This is a genomic window from Pseudomonas duriflava (assembly GCF_007830155.1).
Lineage (GTDB): Bacteria > Pseudomonadota > Gammaproteobacteria > Pseudomonadales > Pseudomonadaceae > Chryseomonas > Chryseomonas duriflava.
This window is the reverse complement of sequence record NZ_VLKY01000008.1, coordinates 113403-132961: the sequence shown is the minus strand read 5'-3', so window position 1 is coordinate 132961 and position 19559 is coordinate 113403. Positions and strand designations below refer to the sequence as shown.

Here is a 19559-nt window from a genome sequence, read left to right as displayed (position 1 = left end):
GGTGACCCGTCTTCCCCTAACACGACTAGTTAAGCTTGCCAGCCGCCAGCTTCGCAGAGAGCTGCGAGCCGGAGAGTTACGTGTCCTGTTCTTTGCGCTATTGATTGCTGTGGCGTCCAGCTGCGCTATTGGCTATTTCACCGCACGCCTGAACGAGGCCATGACTGTACGTGCCACAGAGTTTCTAGGCGGTGACCTGGCACTTCGCGGCACCTCACCAGCACACCAGACGCAGATTGATACGGGACTTGCGATTGGACTCAAGCATGCCCGTACGATCGAATTCTCTAGCGTTATTGCTGGTGAACAGGCAATCCAGCTGTCCAGTATTAAAGCTGTTGATGGAGCCTACCCCCTGAGAGGCCAGCTTAAAAGCGCCACTGAGCCTCAAGGCATTGAAACAGTAGGTGGTCTCCCTGCACCTGGAGAAGCCTGGGTTGAGGCTCGACTGTTACCTGCACTCGACCTTAAGGTAGGTGACCGTATCGAGGTGGGTCGTAAGACCTTACAGATTACTCGTATCCTGACATATGAGCCTGATCGAGCCGGCGATTTTTATAGCCTCACGCCTCGCATCCTTATGAACCTGACCGATCTGGCCGCAACGGATGTTATCCAGCCAGGCAGCCGGGTGCGCTATCGTGACTTGTGGAGTGGCGAACCTGAAAGTATCGCGCGTTACCGGACACGTCTCCTAAGCACTCTTGATCCAAGCCAACGTATCGAAGATGCTCACAGCGGCAATCGGCAGCTGGGTAGCGCCCTCGACCGTGCCCGCCGCTACTTGGGACTGGCGAGCCTCGCTGCCGTTTTGCTGGCGGGAGTGGCTGTCGCCATGTCGGCCAATCGCTTCGCCGTACGACGCTTCGATGCTAGCGCTCTGCTTCGCTGCCTGGGATTATCGCGTCGAGAAGCACTGCTGCTCTATACCATGCAACTGGCCATGCTAGGGCTAGCGGCCAGCCTACTGGGAGCCTTTCTAGGCTGGCTTGCTCAATTTTTACTGTTCTACCTCATGGCCGATCTGCTGCCAGCCGTGCTACCCAGTGGCGGTATCTTTCCTGCACTGGCTGGCATGGGTACAGGCCTGATCGCTCTGGCCGGTTTCGCTCTGCCGCCTCTTGCCGCCCTGGGTCGTGTGCCGCCGCTGCGCGTGCTACGCAGCGACCTGCTGCCAGTACCGCCCCGCAGCTGGATAGTCTATGGCATGGCTCTTTTGGCACTCGGCCTGATCATGTGGCGCCTTTCACTCGACTTGAAGCTGACTCTTGCCCTTTTAGGTGGAGGACTCGTAGCCACCCTACTATTGGGCACGTTGCTATTGCTTGGACTCAACGGCCTCAGACGTCTGCTAGCTTCGGCACCTCTGGCCTGGCGGCTCGGGCTGGGTCAGCTGCTTCGTCATCCCCTGGCGGCTGCCGGACAGGCGCTGGCATTTGGCTTGATCTTATTTGCCATGGCCTTGATCGTTTTATTACGCAGTGAATTATTGGACCGCTGGCAGGACCAGCTCCCTCCCGATTCTCCGAATTATTTTGCCCTTAATATTCTTCCTGCCGAGCGAGACACTTTTACGGCCCGCGTGGCTGCGCTATCGCCTAATGCGAAACCACTTTATCCGATCGTGCAAGGACGACTGGTCACAATCAATGGCGAGCCGGCACGAGACGTTGTTGAAAGGGAGTCACGGGGTGATAGAGCTACGCGCCGTGACTTGAGCCTAACCTGGACCGATACGCTACCTACCGGGAACGTCATTACGGCTGGCACTTGGTGGAGCACGAAGACGCCAGATGATTTACCAGGCGTCTCGGTAGAAGCGCAGTTAGCTGAAAGTTTGAAAGTAGGCGTAGGTGATCACCTAAGCTTCAATATAGCTGGCCGCATACTTGAGACACGTGTTACCAGTTTGCGCACAGTAGACTGGAACACCTTTCAACCTAATTTCTTCATGATCTTTGAGCCTGGCTCGTTCACTCATGTACCTGTTACCTACCTGACCAGTTTCTATATACCTCCAGGTAACGATCGAGCCATGGTGGCACTCGCACGCAGCTTCCCGGCGACAACGCTTCTACCTATCGACTCTATCTTGGGGCAGCTACGCAGTATTCTCGATCAGGTCACGATCGCCGTAGAGTTCGTTCTATTGTTCGTCTTGGCCGCTGGCTTGACTGTGCTTTTTGCTGGCTTGCAATCCACTTTAGATGAACGTGTTCGTCAGGGCGCATTGCTTCGGGCCCTGGGCTCCGAGCGCCTTTTGCTGATCCGTACGCGTCGGGTAGAGTTCGCATTGCTAGGCGCCACTAGCGGCGTCTTGGCTGCGCTTGGTTGTGAGCTTGTTACCGCCCTGCTCTATCGGCTGGTCTTCGACCTGTCTTGGCAACCTCACCTAGGGCTATTAGTTTTGCCTCTTGCAGGCGCTCTGCTAGTGACAGGTGCTGGCCTGCTGGGAACACGCCGTGCCCTGACTGTGAGCCCGCTGCGTATCTTAAGAGAGGGGTAAATAGAATTTTTTGACTGGAAGGAAACATGAGTCGTTATCGTCCCCCGCGTACAGCGGGCACCCCCTTGATTACACCGGAAGGCGAAGCCCGACTGCGTGCCGAATTGCATGAGCTCTGGAACGTACGCCGCCCACAGGTAACCCAGGCCGTCAGTGAAGCTGCTGCGCTGGGGGATCGCTCGGAAAATGCCGAATATATTTACGGTAAGAAAATGCTTCGCGAGATCGACAGCCGCGTACGCTTTCTGCGCAAGCGCCTGGAGAACTTGAAAGTGGTCAGCGAGCGGCCCGCTGATCCAAGCAAAGTTTATTTCGGCGCCTGGGTTACGCTGGAAGACGATGACGGCGAGCAGGTACGTTATCGGATAGTGGGGCCTGATGAGTTCGATGTGAAATTAAATCAGATTAGTATTGATGCGCCTCTCGCCCGGGCCTTGGTCGGCAAACCGCTGGATGCTGAGGTCTCGGTGCATACACCGACTGGCGAGAAGCATTGGTATATTGTCGAGATCAATTATCCCTGACGACGGGTAATAATGCCCTGACGAGCAACCCGGACCAGCTCGTGTATCACAGGAGTCACTGTATCGGCCGTAGGCGCTTCGATTACCGCGAAATCGAAAGCGTCGCGGTCAAACTGACGCAGCTCTTCATATTGCAAGGCAAAGCGAATCTGGAAGGACCTCGAAAGCGGCCAGCGCTTGGGCCAGCCGTCAAGATAGCGCAGCAAGGTAGGCTGGTGCAGACCGCCCAATAAAATACGGGGACTGGAGCATAATGCGCCGTGGGTAATGGGCGCCAGACGAAACAAAGGATAGGGATGTGTCATAGTGCAGGTATCCGCCTCGATAATTCCGCTGGACAGCGGTGAGGCACACACCGGCCAGCGCTTTAGCGGTATTTCTTGGACAGATGTCCGCGCCCCGCAAGTTGCTGTTTAAATCGGCGCAATGAGATCCTAAGCAAGACGCGCACAGGCGTCAAGCGCGCCTGCCAAGGCATGATCACCGGCTGGTAAGACGCAAATTGGATGAGCGTTGGCCAGGTTCCAACCGGGAGCGCTCGCGGGCATAGGCTAAATAATACTTATTGACGCTACTAACGTAGCTCACAACCCCCATTCCTATTTCTTCAGCAGCAATGCGCTCTACCTGGAAGAACCATTTATTAGGGTCCAGCCCTTGTTTTTTAGCCTTGGCTCTTAGCCGTTGCACTCGCTCCGGCCCCATATTGTAGGCCGCGAGAACGAAGGCGCGCCGCTCACGTTCATCAATGAGGCGACTGGAAAAGAAATTTTTGCGCAGCTTGGCCATATAGCGTGCCGCCGCCTGAACATTACCATCCACCGTGCGGATATTTTTAACCCCCACGCTACGTGCCGCCGAGGGCGTAATCTGCATCAGCCCTGTCGCACCACCACTTCCCTTTGCGGTACCGTCCAGTCCTGATTCCTTGTAAGCCATGGCTGCCAGGGTCAACCAGTCTAAATCATAAGTAGACGCATAACGTTGCAAAACCGGACGCACCTCGACCAGCCGTTCGTGATCGTCTTTACCAAGCGGATTACGGACCTTGTGCATCCGCTGGTAGGCTTGCTGAAAGGCTGCATCGCTGGAAGGCAAGCGATAATCGGCCAGAAAGTGATTAAGACTAGTACGCAAGTTGGGAGAACCGCGGCGGACAACCCATGTCATATCCTGCTGTTTGGCAACAACCAAGCGTCGTTCTACACGAAGCTTGGGCAGTATCTTGGCCCAGCGCTCAGCAATCGGCTGCTCAACCACGGCCAGCGGAAAAATTCCGGCATTGACCATTTCTAAGACATCCTCGACCGCCAGACTGGGATCTACCGATTCTAACTTGATGGGCTTGAGCTTGCGCTTGATCAATTGCTGATTAAGTTCACGCAGCGGGGCTTCAGCTGCACTGCCAACGGGCAAAACTACCTGGCGTCCTGATAACTGCTCAAGCCGGCCTAAACGTCGGTGGCCTTTTTTACCCACCACGACCAAGGGTACATTTTCTATTACTGAGTCACTGCGCACGAGATGCTTATCGAGCGGACCAGCAAGTAGCTCGCCAGGTGCTACCAGATCGCCCTCTCCCTTCAACAGGGCAGGCAGCAGTTCACTCTTGGGCTTGGGAATGAACACAACCTTAAGCGGCCGCCCCTTGGGCAAAGACTTATTAAGGTAACGCTCGAATGCTTCCAGCCTCCGGTATTCGGTTCCAATGGCTTCGCCGTTAAACTCGCCCGAACTGGCACGGCTCTGGTTAACCAAAACCCGCAGCACGCCTGCAGAACGTATGCCGGAAAGATCACGAACGGCGCCGTATTGCTTTAGGTGCGGTGTCTCACCTACTCGCGCAAAGGAGGTGGTGGGTGCCAGCCACAGGCAACATACAAAAACTAACCAACGTGTCATCCGGTTCTCCATTGCTTGGCTGTGCGCAAAACACAGCGTCAAGTTGGTCTCCGTCATGGAAACCATGGAAGCCGAACTAATCGTGAACGTCGGCCAAGCCGTGTTCACTCTCGACTTTTGAATAGAATGGGCAGACTGATAATCAGCTGTCCTCTTTCATTTGGGTATGCACCATGCAACTGATCGACATTGGCGTCAACCTTACTCACCCGAGCCTTGCCCGCGAAGCAGAGGCCATTATCGAACGCGCACGAAACGCAGGGGTGGTCCAGATGGTGCTGACAGGTACCAGCCTCGAAGAGAGCGAAGCGGCCTTAACATTATGCCAGAGCCTCGGCAGCTCCCATACCCTCTTCAGCACAGCGGGTGTTCACCCTCACGAAGCGGCTAGCTGGACAGGCACTAGTGCCGTTTGTCTTAAAGCACTAGCTCAGGAGGAAAGCGTCCGCGCGATAGGCGAATGCGGGTTGGATTTCAATCGCGACATCGCGCCACGCGCCGTTCAGGAAAAAGCTTTTGAAGAACAGCTTGCCTTAGCGGCAGAACTGGAGCTTCCGGTGTTTATCCACGAGCGGGACGCCAGTGAACGCCTCCTGGCCATCCTGCGAGATTTTCGTGATCACCTGATTTCTGCTGTCGTGCATTGCTTTACTGGAGAGCAGCGAGCTTTGTACGCTTATCTTGATCTTGACTTGCATATCGGTATCACGGGCTGGATCTGTGATGAGCGGCGCGGCACGCATTTGTACTCTCTTATACGCGACATCCCTCAAGGTAGGCTGATGTTGGAAAGCGATGCTCCATACTTGCTGCCAAGAACACTCAGACCCAAGCCGAAAAGCGGGCATAACGAACCTGCTTTTCTTATCGAAGTGCTGCATGAGGTTGCCCGCCATCGTGGCGAGACGCCAGATGAAGTGGCCGTGCATACTACGACCACAGCGCGGCGCTTTTTCAACCTACCCACTCTCGACGATACCCATGTGCTTTCGGTCTAAAGCATTCCTTATGCTATTAACCTGAGCGAGCTGAAGCGATCCTTTTTTCATGCTGGATCGCTCAAGCTTTAATGTGTTAGCCCGCCAAGACAAACCCTACTACAAACGCAACATCCATATGTGATTCGCTTCGAGCTATTTTCTTTGAACTTTATAACGTAAGCGGCCCTGTGCTTTCACAACACTGATGCCCGTACTGTTTTCGATGTAATTGCAGCAGAGACGCCTGGAAACTACTCGCGAAGCAGCTAAACCTAAGCGCTTCTGCTTGCAAACCTGACAGATGTCTAAACCTTCTACTGGCTAATACAGCCATAAGCTCAACGCTGTCACCCTGACCGGCAAACAGGGCTGGTCGTATTCAGGATAAGGCAGGCACTCTATAGATGAGATCGCTGCATGATCACTCCTTAGCAAGCAGGAAGACGATGCAGTGGAATTCAGGCAAAGAAGTTAGATCAAAGCACATGGATGTGTCGCGCAGGCTATCAGGGACGGGCGAAACGCAGCGATTGTTAGCGCGATAGTATTCATATGCGACAGCAGTGCATAGATTGCCCTAGTGGCAGAGCAAAAGTTTGTTGCCAAGACCATAAGCCGGTCAGTTATAGGAGTACGAGCCCTTACCTAGCGTACGGCTCATCAAACCCTAGCTTTCTGTAGTAAGCCAGTAGCTGGTAGAGCTAGCGGTTTCAACCAGACGATCCGGCAGTCGAAGATTTGACCTTATAACATCTATGGATTTGATAGTTAGGAATGATTCGCCTGTCCTTTAGTAAGACCTTACTGTATGTACAACATTTGGAGGTACAGCATGGTTAAAGAATTAGAAAGCAAACACGATGCCGATACCGCTCTGCTCATGTCGGTGCCGCTAATGGCGATATCGGTCCTGAGCATAATTAGTGGGCTCCTTTGCCCAAGCATGGCTAGCTTAGGCATTGGCATTGTCGGTGCTGTAGCGGCCCTGACCATTCAATTCCACGAGCAGGGTAAAAAACCTCACTCACTGCTCGCCCATTAATGGAGCGTGCCTATTCTCTCTGCGAGTGAGATAAGCTCCTCTTTACTGCTTGTAAGTGGCGTTCAAGCACAGAAGAGTCATGCGATTCATGACCATAGCGCTGCCTTTCGAATTCCAAGCCAAACGCCTTGATCTGCTCTGCCTGCTTAGGTAATGCCTGCATTGCCCGTTGCGTAAAGGCATGCGCACCCTCGCCTGTCTCCCGTTTCAAGCCATGTCTTTGCAGTAAACGCTCAAAACGGGAAAAAATCCTCTTATGAGTATCGCGCTCCCGTTGCCAAGGCTTGAATAGCCAGAGCCCCGCAAGGCTGAGCAGTATGACCATCCCACTGACAAGCGCCACGACGAATACAGTTGTATCGAGCCGGCCAAACCAGTTACGCAAGAGCGTACTCTGAGTTTCAGCTTGATAGCCTAATACCCACCGCTGCCAACTGTAATTCAGACGATCCCAGTTCAAGCGTGCCTCGTTCAACCAGGCGAATTGCCGATAACGCATGGGTGAAAATGGTGACTGCTCCAGAAAGGCGCCTTCGCCCCGGACACTGCCCAAAGCCTCTTCCAGTCCCTGCTCGATACGTTCCGGAGCAACCTGGGCTGTAGGGTCAGCACTGACCCAGCCGCGCCCCGGCAACCAATATTCCACCCATGCATGGGCATCGAGTTGACGTACGGTTAGATACTGACCTGTAGGATTGAACTCACCGCCTTGGTAACCAGCCACCATACGGGCCGGAATACCTGCAGCGCGCAAGAGAAAGGTCATGGCGCCGGCATAATGGGCACAAAACCCCCGCCGGTGATCAAACAGGAAAGCATCGTTAGCATTTTCCCCACCGGCCGGAGGCTTAAGCGTGTAGACGAAAGGCTCGGTACGAAAGGTTGCCAAAATGGCAGCAATGAGGGCGTGAGGTTCAGCATAACGCTGCCGCAGCGCTTGTGCCCACGCCCGAGTACGCGGATCGCCTTTCGCGGGTAATTGAAGTGATTGCTGCAACACGGCTGGACTCAATGTCAGTTCTCGTGTCGCCTGCGGCCAAGAGCTCACCGAATACATGAGAGGAACATTGACTGGCACACGGCGATGCAGGTGAAAGTCGCTAGCCAGCTTGACGTCTGCCAAGCTGGTCTGCGGAACATCCAGCGCGAAAAGCCACGGTCGCCTACTGGGCTCCATGATGACGGTATACCGAAGCGGCACTCCAACAGGCTGCCAGGAAGGAGAAGGCAAATAGGCGGAGTTCGGACTGATAGACCAACGCTGCCCATCAAAACGTTCAAAGGTCACGGCACGCCAATAGAGCAATGTACGGGGCGGTACAGGACCTTCGAAGCTCACCCGAAAAGCACGCTCAGTCGACTGCGATAGTTCAGCAATTTCGCCAGGCGCAATGGTGTCCGATAGGCCGGTCACGGCTTTGTCTCCCGCCTGCGGCATAGACCACAATGGTCCCAGGCGGGGGAAAAACAGGAACAGAACGATCATAAGGGGAACGGCTTGGAGCAGCAGAACAGTCGCCAACTTGAGACTGGCCCATGGGCGAGTAGCAAAGCGACTTTGTTGCAGCCCAATCAGCGAGGCCAGCAAGGCCGCTACAGGCAACAGGCTATATGAGGCAGCTAGAACGCTGTCGTTAAATAAATAAGCGATAACAACAGCAAAAAAACCTAGGAAGATCACTACGAGGGCATCACGCCGAGTATTCATCTCGACCAGTTTCAACACGAACATAGCAATCAACAGGACAGTGCCGCCTTCAAGCCCGATGATAGAACCACCTGCCAACCAAACGCCTATGCCAGCGGCCAACATCAGACCAACTTTCTCCAACCGCCGAGGCGCACGCGCACGCATTCTGAACTGCTGGACTCGCCAACCAGCACAGCCAAGCCAAAGCCCTACAATCCACAGAGGTACGTGTCCAAGATGAGGCAGAATGACTAGAACCTGAGCAACCAGCAACCAGGTAAGAGCAACCCGCGGAATGTGCTGCATCGCACTCATCGGGCCGCTCCGTACAAGGCCAGCGCACGTAATGCCGCTTCACGATGTGCCTCACCTGCAGCAGGTGGCAAGGTAATATTCGGCAACCGAAGGCCAAAGCTCTGTTGATTGGCGGAACAGGCCAACACCCAATGACAGAGCCTTGACAATCGCATTTCTACATCGCCATCCAGCAGAGTGAAATCGAGCCAGAGATCGCTACCCGTCAACGTCGCAAAGTTTCTGACCAGCAGCCCCTGCCCGCGCGAATATGCTTTCCAATCGAGACGCCGTCGCGAATCGCCCGCCTGGTAGGGTTTAAGTCCCAAAAAATCATCGACCCCTGCCCCTTGAGAACGAGCCCCCTCGTGTTTATCGGCCTCGCTACCCACTGACAAAGGCAAATCGCCTGCCAAAGGCTTGGGATAGATTAGGGCACGCTGATCAAGGTCCAACCAGCTCCAGGCCACCATTAACCCTAGTGGAAAACGACTTTCGACACGTACCCGACCTGGTTTGAGCCACCCCCGCTGCCCAGGAGTCAGAAACAGGTCTATGTCTGCGCTTTCACCTACCTCCACGTCGGTGTAAAGCATATCGTTCGGCTGCCAGCCGATAGCAATGGCTTGATGAGGCCGTTGCCCATCAAGGCGTATCTGAAAACGCACCGGCTCATCTACAAAAGCAGTAGCACTCCCATGTGCAGTAAGCCTCAATCCCGCCAGGTTCCGGTAGGTGTGCAGTATGGTAAGAAGGAATACTGAACCTAAAAGAAAGGTCAGGCCGTAGGCAAGGCTGTTCTGGTAGTTGATTGCAGCCAGCAGCATCAGAAACAAGGCGGCAATAAAAGCCATTCCCTGTTGTGTTGGCAGGATAAAGATACGCTTCTGGCGTAACTCCAGGGAAGCTGCAGCCGGTATCCGCCTATCAATCCATGCCATCCAGAAATGCCTAAAACAGTCTGGTATTTTCATGAACTAGAGCGCCGGAATTTCACGTAGCAGCCATTGCACCAGAGCATTACCACCTTGGCCAGCCGGATCGGCCCGGTCACGTAAACGGTGTCCAGCTACAGAAGGCAACACGGTTTGTACGTCCTCGGGGATGACATAATCACGCCCCTCCAATAGCGCCCAGGCACGCGCCGCACTCAGCAGAGCCAGACTTCCACGTGGCGACAAGCCCAGCGCAAATGCTGGCTGAGTTCGTGTGGCATCGACCAGGCGGAGCACATAATCGATAACCGCATCACTAGCATAGATTTTAGGCACCTCATCCTGGATTGCTGCCAATTGGCTGTGATCCAATAGGGCCTCCAGCTTAGGAAGCTGCTCGCGCCCCGAGCCACCCAGCAATAGCGCACGCTCTGCGGCACGGCCGGGGTACCCTAACGATAAACGCATCAAGAAGCGATCAAGCTGGGACTCAGGCAAGGCAAACGTACCGCCCTGCGTAATAGGGTTTTGTGTAGCAATGACAAAAAAGGGCTCAGGCAGCGGACGTGTTGCCCCCTCAATAGTGACCTGTCCTTCCTCCATCGCCTCCAGCAAGGCACTCTGACTTTTAGGCGTAGCCCGGTTGATTTCATCAGCCAGCAGCAACTCAGTAAACACTGGCCCAGGATGAAAGACGAATTGCCCGGTATCCTTGTCGAACACAGAGGTTCCCAGGATGTCACCTGGCAAGAGGTCAGACGTGAACTGGATACGTTGAAAAGATAGCCCCAGCACCTTGGCCAGTGCATGACTCAACGTTGTCTTGCCCATTCCGGGCAAGTCCTCAATCAATAGATGTCCTTTAGCCAATAGACAGGTCATTGCTAACCGCACCTGTCTGTCCTTGCCCAGAAGAACCCTGTCGACAGCTTGCAGACAGGTTTCCAATTGCGCGTGCATACTGCTCTCCCTACTTGAACGGCCCGATACTACTTGAACCGAACAAGCGGAAAACAGGGCCTGAAATCTTTTGTGATGCTCAGTCTAGAGCAGAACGAGTATCCAATATCAGCGTAGATCAGCCAGGATTGCCGTCAATGCTGTTGCCGGATCAGCCGCCTGGCTGATAGGACGACCAATTACTAGATAATCCGAACCGGCCTGCAAGGCATCACGAGGCGTCAGAATTCGGCGCTGATCATCCTGGACACTGCCTGCCGGACGAATACCGGGCGTAACTAACTGCAATCTAGGATGCACGGATTTGAGCGCAGCGGCTTCCTGGGCTGAGCAGACCAGACCATCCAACCCTGCCTTCTCAGCCAGACCAGCCAACCGTAGTACTTGCTCTTTCGGAGCGATATCCAATCCAATAGCTGCCAAGTCTTTCTGTTCCATGCTCGTTAGTACCGTGACACCGATCAATAACGGTTTCGGTCCGGTCAAGGCATCCAGCGTTTCACGACAGGCGTTCATCATGCACAGACCGCCAGAACAATGAACATTGACCATCCATACACCCTGCTCGGCAGCTGCCTTGACCGCCATGGCCGTCGTATTGGGAATGTCATGAAATTTCAGATCGAGGAAAACTTCAAAACCTTTAGTATGCAAAGCTTCAATAATGGTCGGACCACAAACGGTAAATAACTCCTTGCCCACCTTGACGCGACATTGGCTCGGATCGAGCCGTGCAGCCAGCGCCAGGGCGCCCTCAGCAGTAGGAAAATCCAGGGCAACGATGATGGGAGTCTGGCAGGCAGGCATAGCACTCTCTCGAACAGGGAAACGGAAAACACGTATTGTCGCAGAAGCGTTTTACAGGCAAAACTATTCCACCGCCATAATGCCTACTACTGACGCTCCTACAGGAATGTGTTGTCACAGCACATATTCAAAAATGCACTCCTGCTTTACCTCTAGGTCCAAGCATAATGACCCCACTTTCACAAGGAGATCATCATGCCCTGGTATGCTTGGTTATTTCTGATTCTTGCTGTTGGCTCTATCGTGGGAAGCTTGCTCATGCTTCGTAATACAGCCCATAAGGTAGAACTAACCGATGAGGAGCGTGCGCGCATTCATAAACGTAATGCTGAAATGGATACCCAAGATGCTCGAGACCGTTAGCGAACAAGTACTAGCGTCAAACGTTAACGCTTGAATTGAAATTGAAGCTCAGCGCCCTCGAAATCATCGGATCGCTCCCGGCTTAGAAGGCGACCGTTGAGATTGAAATTGTCGTCATCCTCGCTAGAAAACAGGGGTGGCAGTAGGCGAGACTCATCCTTTTCTTCCACTATCTCGTCCAGCTGCTCAACCAACTCTTCTGGTAGGCTCAGATCAACTGAGATAGGTGGTTCTTTTGGTGAAGGTACTTTGGCCGGAACCGTCTTAGGCACGGGCTTGGGCTTGGGCTTCTCGACTACCAGCTCCGGCTTTTTTTCAGGAGCAGACGCTGGCTTGGGCTTATCCTCAAGCGTTTCCGGCACACGAGAGGTCAGAACTGGCTCATCGCGCTGGCCTGAATCATCATCCGGCCTGGCTGGGTGAGTGGCATCAAGAACCGGGTATACAGCCTTCGTGTCATTGTTTGAATGTTCCACGGCAGCCTTAGCCGGCTCCGCTGGTTTTTCGGGCGGCTTCTCGTCAGGCTTGTCGCATGCACTTAGGGCAAGCAGTACAAACAGGCAACAGAATTTGTATCGACACGTGCTTCGCAGAGTACCCATAATCGACTCTCAGGCAGAACGATGCGAATTCCTTCCCGTAAAGATGGCCCACAGCAATAACGCATAACATCCCGCTGTGATTAGATTGCCCAATGCGTTCAACAAGGCGAATGCCCAACCAGGTGCAAGGTCGACCTGCCATAAGGGCAGCAGAACAGGAAGCATGAGGGTCAAGCAGGTCTGTATCACGAGCCAAAGCAGCAATACCACCATGCTTATCAGACATAGCATGCTAGAGCGGCGGTGTATTCGCCACCGTAAGCAGGCCACTAGCAACCCTATCAACCAGACCAGTATCAACGGCACGGTGCCCAGGACACCTACCATAGGCAACCAACGTGCTTCATCCGTCGACCCCATCGGCACCAGTGCTCTCCTCTTGCCATGAAAAACAGACTAGCAGAGCCGTAAACAAGTTCAGTTATGCTGCCGCATGTGACTCCTGGCATAACTGGTCGGCCAACAGACCTATAGTCATCAATGCCTGTTCGGTCTGCCGATTCCACGGCATGCCGCAATTCAAACGGATACAGTTGTTAAACTGATCGGTATTACTAAAGATGATACCGGGCGCAATGCTAATACCCTGCTCAAGCGCACGCCGATGCAAATCCTTAGTATTGACCTTGGCTGGCAAGCTAACCCATAGAATGAACCCCCCAATTGGACGGGTCATCTGAGTACCATCGGGAAAGTACTGCTGCACCGCCAACTGCCAAGCCGTCATGTTTTTACGGTACTCCTGCCGAACATGCCGTAGATGTCGGTCGTAGCCACCATTTTCCAGATAAGCGGCCACGCCCATTTGTGTGAGGCTGCACGCTGAATGCGTAGTAAATGTCTGAAGCCGCTGAATATCAGCCTGATATTGATTGGCCAATACCCAGCCAATACGAACACCGGGTGATAGCGTTTTGGAAAAGCTTGAACAATAAATAACTCGCCCGTTCCGGTCATAAGCCTTTAAGGCTTTAGTCGCACCGGCATCATAGAGAAGCTCACCGTAAATATCGTCCTCAATGATCATGATATTTCGTTCATTGGCCAAGCGTAGGAGCTGCTTCTGCCGCACTTCAGGGAGGGAGCCTCCCAAAGGATTACTCAGCCGGGCCGTAATGACTAATACTTTAACCGGCCACTGATTCACAGCCAGCTGCAACGCCTCCACGCTCAAACCCGTCTGTGGGTCGCAAGGGATCTCAATCACCTTGAGACCTAATACATCAGCTAATTGCAGCAAGCCGTAATACGTGGGTGACTCAGTAGCAATCAGATCCCCTGGCTTGGTCAGGACTCGAAGCGACATCTGCAGAGCATCTACACATCCATGCGTAATCACTACGTCGGCAGGGTTTACTACTACCCCAGCATCACGCATGCGAATAGCAACTTGCCGCCGCAGAGGCTCATAACCAGGGCTATACATATAGGTAAATGCACGCTGACTTTGAAAGCGTGTCACTTTACTGATTTGCTGATGCAGAGCTCGCAAAGGGAAATAATCAGCACTGGGAATTGCCGCCCCGAAAGGAATCACATCCTCGCGTCGCGATTCGAAAAGCACCTGGTTGATGATATCACCCCGGGTCACCAGACTCGGACGCTCTACCTTGGCAATATCTGGTGTGGGAGCCGTCAATACAGGAGTCTGATGAACATAAAACCCTGACTGAGGGCGCGCCCGGATAAGACCTTGATCTTCCAACGTAGCATAAGCTTGCAAGACGCTGGCATGACTGACGCCCAGTTGCTGGCTCAGCTTACGTACAGAGGGCACTCGCTCGCCCGGCTGATAGACGCCACGGCGAATATCCTCAGCCAACTGCCGGGCAATGCGCTGGTAAAGCAACAAGTTAGTCATTGAGCACAATCCTTGGTGACCGGACCGAAACAGTAGCACTGTACCGGTAAAATGCACCGGTACAGACTAGTGCATTTAGGCGATAACAGCCCAGCCCGCTATCAAGGTCAACAGACCCGATACATCAACGCGCCGGAACGAAATTACCGCTCTCATCGGAAAAAACGACTTCCACCCGGCGGTTACGGGCTCGGTGCTCAGTCGTATCGTTGCTGGCTACAGGGTAATCTTCACCATACCCTACTGTTTGTAATCGCCCCGGGTCGATGCCTAAAGCGCTTAATGCATTGGCTACCGCATTAGCGCGCTGTTTCGACAAGTGCTGATTGAGCTCGTCGTCGCCCTGATCGTCCGTATAACCCTCGATCCGCACTTCACGCTTGGGATTGATGCGCAAAAACTGCGCTAGCTTGAGCACGGTTTCACTGGCGGAAGGGTCAAGTCGCGTGTCCCCTGGTGAAAACAGAACATCGCCCAAGGTCATGACGAGACCGCGTTCTGTACGAGCAGTCCCAAGACTAAGTAATTGATCGACTAACCAGTCGCCACGCTCCCTTGCCAAGCGCAACTCATGCTCACGAGTTTGCAGCTGTAAATGTTCAAGCGATAATTGCAACTGCGTAGCCTGCTCTTCCTGCAAACGAATGCTGGCATGCTCACGTGCAATGTCGCTATAACGTTGGCTAAGGTAAGCGAAATGGCGTACGTCCTCGTCACTCCCCCAATATCCGCTCAGTTGCTTGGCTTTATTAAGTGTTTCCTCTGCCCGCACAACATCTTTAGGTGCACTACGCAACACATTAGAGTCGGACTTGATACGATCGAAATGCAATTGAGCGTCCAGTAAAGTTTTATCTATAGCAGGGCTGCTTGCACATCCAGGCAATAGAGCAACACTCATCACCAACGGAGCAGCGAAAAAATAGCCTTTCATTCCGGCTCTCCTAGGCGCTTGCGTAGTCGCTTGATCTGCTTATTCAACTCTTCGATATGTGCCTGGCTCTTGCCGCTGACGGCTTTGGCTTCAGCCAAGCGCGCATCTAGCTCAGCTTGCTCGGCCAGGACACGGGCCATCTTATAGTTCTCTTCACGCATGGCCTGCTGGGCTTGAATGAGCTTGGCCTGTGCCAAAGAGAAGTCACTGGAGTCTTCTGTTGCGCCTACTTCCCTAGCCTGCTCTATGGCCTGGCTCGTCAACTTCATTTGCTCGACCGGTGCGGGGGCATTAGCGCATCCCGCCATAGCCAGCATGACCATAAGGGCCATACCTATGTATTGAATGTTCACTATCGGATCCTACGCTGAGCTCAACCTATTCCAGCCAGTCAAGGCCTGTTAAAGCGAAATTCTGGCATGTTGCAGTCAATTTGTCTGACCGGCCTAATAAAAAGCCCGCTCTGGGAGCGGGCTTTTCGTACGGGACCGTAAGGGATTACAAAGACTTCTCGAGCTCAGGTACAAGTTCGAACAAATCGCCCACGAGGCCGTAATCGGCGACTTGGAAGATCGGCGCCTCTTCGTCCTTGTTAATTGCGACGATAATCTTCGAATCCTTCATTCCGGCCAAGTGCTGGATTGCACCCGAAATACCCACTGCAATGTACAGCTGTGGCGCTACGATTTTGCCAGTCTGCCCTACCTGCATGTCGTTGGGTACGAAGCCTGCATCTACAGCAGCGCGGGAAGCGCCTACCGCTGCGCCTAGCTTGTCAGCCAACGCATAAAGAATCTTGAAATTATCGCCACTCTGCAGACCTCGACCGCCCGAAACTACAACTTTCGCAGCGCCCAGATCAGGGCGATCCGTCGTAGCCAGCTCTTCGCTTACAAAACGAGAAAGGCCAGCATCCTGTACCAAAGAAACCGGCTCAACAGTAGCGGAGCCACCTTCAGTCGCTACCGGGTCGAAGCCAGTTGCACGGACAGTAATGACCTTAACAGGTGCACTGGATTGTACGGTTGCAATAGCGTTACCCGCATAGATAGGACGCTTAAAGGTATCGGAGCTCTCAACAGAAATGATTTCGGAAATTTGATCTACATCCAGTAGCGCAGCGATACGCGGCATGAAGTTCTTGCCATTGGAGCCGGCAGGAGCCAGCACATGGCTATAGCCGTTGCTCTTGGACAGCTCGACGACCAGCGGAGCGATATTTTCCGACAATTGCTGAGCATAAGCTGCATGGTCAGCGACTAGCACCTTGCTGACACTGTCAGCTTTAGCAGCTGCTTCGGCTGCACCAGTGCAGTTCTGACCGGCAATCAAAACATGAATATCGCCCGCGGCAATCTGCTTGGCCGCTGCTATCGTGTTGAGCGTTGCGCCATTGAGCGTGGCGTTGCTGTGTTCGGCAATGACCAGAATAGCCATCAGATCACCTTCGCTTCGTTCTTGAGTTTTTCGACCAGTTCAGCCACTGACTTCACCTTGATACCAGCCTGGCGGCCTGCTGGAGCTTCAACCTTGAGCGTCTTGATGGTTGAGGCCGTAGAAACACCCAACGCATCGGGTGTAACGACATCAAGGGGCTTTTTCTTAGCTTTCATGATATTCGGCAGCGAGGCATAACGCGGCTCGTTCAGGCGCAGGTCAGTAGTCACCACTGCCGGCAAATTCAATGCGACAGTCTGAAGACCGCCATCGATTTCGCGAGTCACATTCAGAACGTCACCGTCACGCTCTACCTTAGAGGCGAAAGTGCCCTGAGCAAATCCACACAGCGCTGCCAACATTTGCCCGGTCTGGTTGTTATCGCTATCAATAGCCTGCTTACCCAGAATAACCAGTTGGGGCTGCTCTTTGTCCACTACGGCTTTAAGCAGTTTGGCAATGGCCAACGCGCTCAGCTCTTCAGTCGTATCGACTAGAATGGCCCGATCAGCACCTAACGCCAATGCCGTACGCAATTGCTCCTGCGCTGCAGTCGGCCCTACCGATACGGCTACAATTTCGGTCGCGATGCCTTTTTCCTTCAGGCGCACCGCTTCTTCAACAGCGATTTCGCAAAAAGGGTTCATCGACATTTTGACATTGGCCAGGTCAATGCCTGAATTGTCAGGTTTTACGCGGACCTTTACGTTGTAGTCCACCACTCGTTTTACAGCTACAAGAACCTTCATGAGTTCCTCATTATTCTGTAGTGAATAAATAGGGTAGCCAGACAGGCCTAGCCGATCGAATCGACCAAATTATGGCTTTTGGGCTTTGTATGATCAGTAACCGCGTATGTTGACTGCATCAGCCCGGGGGGTCAACGCCGAAGCCATTTACAAGCCAGCCAGAAAAGAATGTAGCACCCACTAGTAAATTCAAACAAACGTTTGTATTGGACCTGTTTATATAGCCAGATATAATGTCTTCTTATTTATACCAGCCGCCAAAACATAACTAGCATCAAAAGCCTTGAGGAGACTGTCCGTGGAACGCGAATTTATGGAATTCGACGTCGTTATTGTCGGCGCTGGCCCGGCAGGCCTTTCTGCTGCCTGCCGGCTAAAGCAGAAGGCGGCTGAGTCAGGTCAAGAAATCAGTGTCTGTGTTGTTGAAAAAGGTTCGGAAGTAGGCGCGCATATTCTTTCCGGTGCCGTATTCGAGCCGCGTGCGCTGAATGAGCTTTTCCCCGACTGGCAGGCCTTGGGCGCGCCCCTGAACACTCCGGTCATTCGTGACGACGTTTATGTACTCAAGGATGCCGAGCGGGCCAGAAAATTACCTGGCTTTATCGTCCCTAAAACCATGCACAACCAGGGCAACTATATCATTTCCCTAGGTAACCTGTGCCGCTGGCTGGCACAACAAGCTGAAGGGCTAGGCGTAGAAGTCTACCCGGGCTTCGCCGCTCAAGAAGCCTTGATAGATGAAACTGGTGTTGTTCGAGGCATTGTAACGGGCGACCTTGGGGTTGATCGAGAAGGTAATCCCAAGGGAGGCTATTACACGCCAGGTATGGAACTTCGCGCCAAATACACCCTGTTTGCAGAGGGTAGCCGTGGCCATATCGGTAAACAGTTGAGCCAGCGTTTCAATTTAGGCGCCAACTCGGACGTTCAGCACTACGCCATCGGTATCAAGGAAATCTGGGACGTCGATCCGGCTCGGCATGAGCAAGGTCTTGTAGTGCATACCGCCGGCTGGCCTTTGGATGATGACAATCCAGGCGGCTCGTTCCTATATCACCTGGAAAACAACCAAGTCGTAGTAGGCCTCATTGTTGACCTGGCCTATAGCAACCCTTACCTGTCGCCTTTCGATGAATTTCAGCGTTATAAGCACCATCCTGTCATCAAGCAGTATTTGGAAGGCGGCAAACGCGTTTCTTATGGTGCACGCGCCATTACCAAAGGTGGCCTGAATTCTTTACCCAAGCTGACTTTCCCTGGCGGCGCACTAATTGGCTGCGATGGCGGCACCTTGAATTTTTCGAAAATCAAAGGCAGCCATACCGCCATGAAAACCGGCATGATGGCTGCTGAGGCGATTGCTGAGGCCTTATCTACCGGACGTGAAGCCGACGAACTTACTGGCTATACAGAAGCCTTCAAGAACAGCTGGGTTTATGAGGAGCTCTACAAGAGCCGGAATTTCGGAGCGGCCATCCATAAATATGGAGCGATCAAGGGCAACGCATTCAATTTTATCGAGCAGAACCTGTTTAGCGGTAAGCTACCCATTACTCTGCACGATACCAAGCCTGATCATGAATGCCTGAAAAAGGCTTCTGAGTCGAAGAAAATTGATTATCCCAAGCCCGACGGAAAGATCAGCTTTGACAAACTATCTTCAGTATTCCTCTCCAACACAAACCACGAGGAAGACCAGCCCGTTCACTTGAAACTCAAGGACCCTTCGATTCCTATCAGCCGTAACCTACCCCTTTATGACGAGCCGGCGCAACGTTACTGCCCAGCCGGGGTATACGAGGTGGTTACGCAAGAGGACGGCGAGAAGCGCTTCCAAATCAATGCGCAGAATTGTGTACATTGCAAGACATGCGACATTAAGGATCCGTCGCAAAACATTACCTGGGTTCCACCAGAAGGTACAGGTGGACCAAACTACCCTAACATGTAAAACAAAAGGGCTTCTTTCGGAG

Annotated in this window: 19 protein-coding genes; 7 read left to right on the top strand and 12 right to left on the bottom strand. The window is 53.3% G+C overall.

What is annotated here, in order from left to right; all coding sequences use genetic code 11:
* The first annotated feature begins 1 nt into the window (after position 1).
* Positions 2–2506, top strand: coding sequence for an ABC transporter permease (locus tag IQ22_RS13055; protein WP_145142490.1), 2505 nt, complete (start codon positions 2–4; stop codon positions 2504–2506).
* Positions 2507–2532: 26 nt separating this feature from the next.
* Positions 2533–3030, top strand: a complete 498-nt coding sequence (greB, locus tag IQ22_RS13050) for a transcription elongation factor GreB (protein ID WP_145142488.1) — start codon at positions 2533–2535, stop codon at positions 3028–3030.
* Here the strand turns inward: greB and IQ22_RS13045 are convergent.
* Both IQ22_RS13045 and IQ22_RS13040 read right to left on the bottom strand, forming a co-directional pair.
* Positions 3021–3335 carry a class I SAM-dependent methyltransferase gene (locus IQ22_RS13045; protein WP_145142485.1) on the bottom strand — a complete coding sequence of 105 codons (315 nt, stop codon included), beginning with the start codon at positions 3333–3335 and terminating at the stop codon, positions 3021–3023. The two genes, greB and IQ22_RS13045, sit on opposite strands and share 10 nt — an antisense overlap.
* Positions 3336–3510: 175 nt before the next feature.
* A complete protein-coding gene (locus IQ22_RS13040; RefSeq protein ID WP_145142482.1) occupies positions 3511–4932 on the bottom strand; it encodes an MltF family protein in 1422 nt (473 codons plus the stop codon).
* Positions 4933–5105: 173 nt separating this feature from the next.
* Between IQ22_RS13040 and IQ22_RS13035 the strand changes: the two genes are divergently transcribed.
* On the top strand, positions 5106–5930 hold the full coding sequence (locus IQ22_RS13035) for a TatD family hydrolase (RefSeq protein WP_145142479.1): 825 nt from the start codon (positions 5106–5108) through the stop codon (positions 5928–5930).
* 814 nt (positions 5931–6744) lie between these two features.
* Entirely contained in the window at positions 6745–6954 is a 210-nt protein-coding gene (locus IQ22_RS13030) for a hypothetical protein (RefSeq protein WP_145142476.1), read from the top strand.
* 10 nt (positions 6955–6964) lie between these two features.
* On the opposite strand, the gene IQ22_RS13025 is transcribed toward IQ22_RS13030, so the two are convergent.
* The 4 genes from IQ22_RS13025 to pyrF all read right to left on the bottom strand — a co-directional run bounded on the left by IQ22_RS13025 (position 6965) and on the right by pyrF (position 11640).
* The gene (locus IQ22_RS13025) at positions 6965–8959 is read right to left on the bottom strand and encodes a transglutaminase TgpA family protein (RefSeq protein WP_145142474.1); all 1995 of its coding nucleotides are present in this window, start codon (positions 8957–8959) and stop codon (positions 6965–6967) included.
* A complete protein-coding gene (locus IQ22_RS13020) occupies positions 8956–9879 on the bottom strand; it encodes a DUF58 domain-containing protein (RefSeq protein WP_244309135.1) in 924 nt (307 codons plus the stop codon). Before IQ22_RS13020 ends, IQ22_RS13025 begins: the two co-directional genes overlap by 4 nt.
* A 36-nt stretch (positions 9880–9915) precedes the next feature.
* On the bottom strand, positions 9916–10833 hold the full coding sequence (locus IQ22_RS13015) for an AAA family ATPase (RefSeq protein WP_145142470.1): 918 nt from the start codon (positions 10831–10833) through the stop codon (positions 9916–9918).
* Positions 10834–10941: 108 nt separating this feature from the next.
* Positions 10942–11640, bottom strand: a complete 699-nt coding sequence (gene pyrF, locus IQ22_RS13010) for an orotidine-5'-phosphate decarboxylase (protein WP_145142467.1) — start codon at positions 11638–11640, stop codon at positions 10942–10944.
* 195 nt (positions 11641–11835) lie between these two features.
* Here pyrF and IQ22_RS13005 point away from each other — a divergent pair, with 195 nt between their 5' ends.
* Positions 11836–12003, top strand: a complete 168-nt coding sequence (locus IQ22_RS13005) for a DUF2897 family protein (protein ID WP_145142465.1) — start codon at positions 11836–11838, stop codon at positions 12001–12003.
* Between the two features lie 23 nt (positions 12004–12026).
* On the opposite strand, the gene IQ22_RS13000 is transcribed toward IQ22_RS13005, so the two are convergent.
* Positions 12027–12605 carry a ribbon-helix-helix domain-containing protein gene (locus IQ22_RS13000; protein WP_145142463.1) on the bottom strand — a complete coding sequence of 193 codons (579 nt, stop codon included), beginning with the start codon at positions 12603–12605 and terminating at the stop codon, positions 12027–12029.
* A 211-nt stretch (positions 12606–12816) separates the two neighbouring features.
* Here IQ22_RS13000 and IQ22_RS23180 point away from each other — a divergent pair, with 211 nt between their 5' ends.
* The gene (locus tag IQ22_RS23180) at positions 12817–12993 is read left to right on the top strand and encodes a hypothetical protein (RefSeq protein ID WP_158635432.1); all 177 of its coding nucleotides are present in this window, start codon (positions 12817–12819) and stop codon (positions 12991–12993) included.
* A gap of 33 nt (positions 12994–13026) precedes the next feature.
* Here the strand turns inward: IQ22_RS23180 and IQ22_RS12995 are convergent, their stop codons facing one another.
* From IQ22_RS12995 to IQ22_RS12975, 5 genes are all read right to left on the bottom strand, one after another.
* Positions 13027–14466 carry an aminotransferase-like domain-containing protein gene (locus IQ22_RS12995; protein WP_145142461.1) on the bottom strand — a complete coding sequence of 480 codons (1440 nt, stop codon included), beginning with the start codon at positions 14464–14466 and terminating at the stop codon, positions 13027–13029.
* Positions 14467–14590: 124 nt separating this feature from the next.
* Positions 14591–15400: an OmpA family protein gene (locus tag IQ22_RS12990; protein WP_145142459.1), complete on the bottom strand. Its 810-nt coding sequence runs from the start codon at positions 15398–15400 to the stop codon at positions 14591–14593.
* A complete protein-coding gene (locus IQ22_RS12985) occupies positions 15397–15753 on the bottom strand; it encodes a DUF4398 domain-containing protein (protein WP_244309133.1) in 357 nt (118 codons plus the stop codon). Before IQ22_RS12985 ends, IQ22_RS12990 begins: the two co-directional genes overlap by 4 nt.
* A gap of 145 nt (positions 15754–15898) precedes the next feature.
* Positions 15899–16837, bottom strand: coding sequence for an electron transfer flavoprotein subunit alpha/FixB family protein (locus IQ22_RS12980; RefSeq protein WP_145142457.1), 939 nt, complete (start codon positions 16835–16837; stop codon positions 15899–15901).
* A complete protein-coding gene (locus IQ22_RS12975) occupies positions 16837–17586 on the bottom strand; it encodes an electron transfer flavoprotein subunit beta/FixA family protein (protein ID WP_145142455.1) in 750 nt (249 codons plus the stop codon). The genes IQ22_RS12980 and IQ22_RS12975 overlap by 1 nt, the downstream gene beginning before the upstream one ends.
* 298 nt (positions 17587–17884) lie before the next feature.
* Here IQ22_RS12975 and IQ22_RS12970 point away from each other — a divergent pair, with 298 nt between their 5' ends.
* Positions 17885–19537 (top strand): electron transfer flavoprotein-ubiquinone oxidoreductase, encoded by a 1653-nt coding sequence (locus IQ22_RS12970; RefSeq protein ID WP_145142453.1) that lies wholly within the window; start codon positions 17885–17887, stop codon positions 19535–19537.
* Positions 19538–19559 lie beyond the last annotated feature (22 nt).

Coding starts and splice junctions, on each gene's coding strand:
- greB (WP_145142488.1), top strand. CDS start 2,533: ATGAGTCGTTATCGTCCCCCGCGTACAGCGGGCACCCCCTTGATTACA.
- IQ22_RS13045 (WP_145142485.1), bottom strand. CDS start 3,335: ATGACACATCCCTATCCTTTGTTTCGTCTGGCGCCCATTACCCACGGC.
- IQ22_RS13040 (WP_145142482.1), bottom strand. CDS start 4,932: ATGACACGTTGGTTAGTTTTTGTATGTTGCCTGTGGCTGGCACCCACC.
- IQ22_RS13035 (WP_145142479.1), top strand. CDS start 5,106: ATGCAACTGATCGACATTGGCGTCAACCTTACTCACCCGAGCCTTGCC.
- IQ22_RS13030 (WP_145142476.1), top strand. CDS start 6,745: ATGGTTAAAGAATTAGAAAGCAAACACGATGCCGATACCGCTCTGCTC.
- IQ22_RS13025 (WP_145142474.1), bottom strand. CDS start 8,959: ATGAGTGCGATGCAGCACATTCCGCGGGTTGCTCTTACCTGGTTGCTG.
- IQ22_RS13020 (WP_244309135.1), bottom strand. CDS start 9,879: ATGGCATGGATTGATAGGCGGATACCGGCTGCAGCTTCCCTGGAGTTA.
- IQ22_RS13015 (WP_145142470.1), bottom strand. CDS start 10,833: ATGCACGCGCAATTGGAAACCTGTCTGCAAGCTGTCGACAGGGTTCTT.
- pyrF (WP_145142467.1), bottom strand. CDS start 11,640: ATGCCTGCCTGCCAGACTCCCATCATCGTTGCCCTGGATTTTCCTACT.
- IQ22_RS13005 (WP_145142465.1), top strand. CDS start 11,836: ATGCCCTGGTATGCTTGGTTATTTCTGATTCTTGCTGTTGGCTCTATC.
- IQ22_RS13000 (WP_145142463.1), bottom strand. CDS start 12,605: ATGGGTACTCTGCGAAGCACGTGTCGATACAAATTCTGTTGCCTGTTT.
- IQ22_RS23180 (WP_158635432.1), top strand. CDS start 12,817: ATGCTTATCAGACATAGCATGCTAGAGCGGCGGTGTATTCGCCACCGT.
- IQ22_RS12995 (WP_145142461.1), bottom strand. CDS start 14,466: ATGACTAACTTGTTGCTTTACCAGCGCATTGCCCGGCAGTTGGCTGAG.
- IQ22_RS12990 (WP_145142459.1), bottom strand. CDS start 15,400: ATGAAAGGCTATTTTTTCGCTGCTCCGTTGGTGATGAGTGTTGCTCTA.
- IQ22_RS12980 (WP_145142457.1), bottom strand. CDS start 16,837: ATGGCTATTCTGGTCATTGCCGAACACAGCAACGCCACGCTCAATGGC.
- IQ22_RS12975 (WP_145142455.1), bottom strand. CDS start 17,586: ATGAAGGTTCTTGTAGCTGTAAAACGAGTGGTGGACTACAACGTAAAG.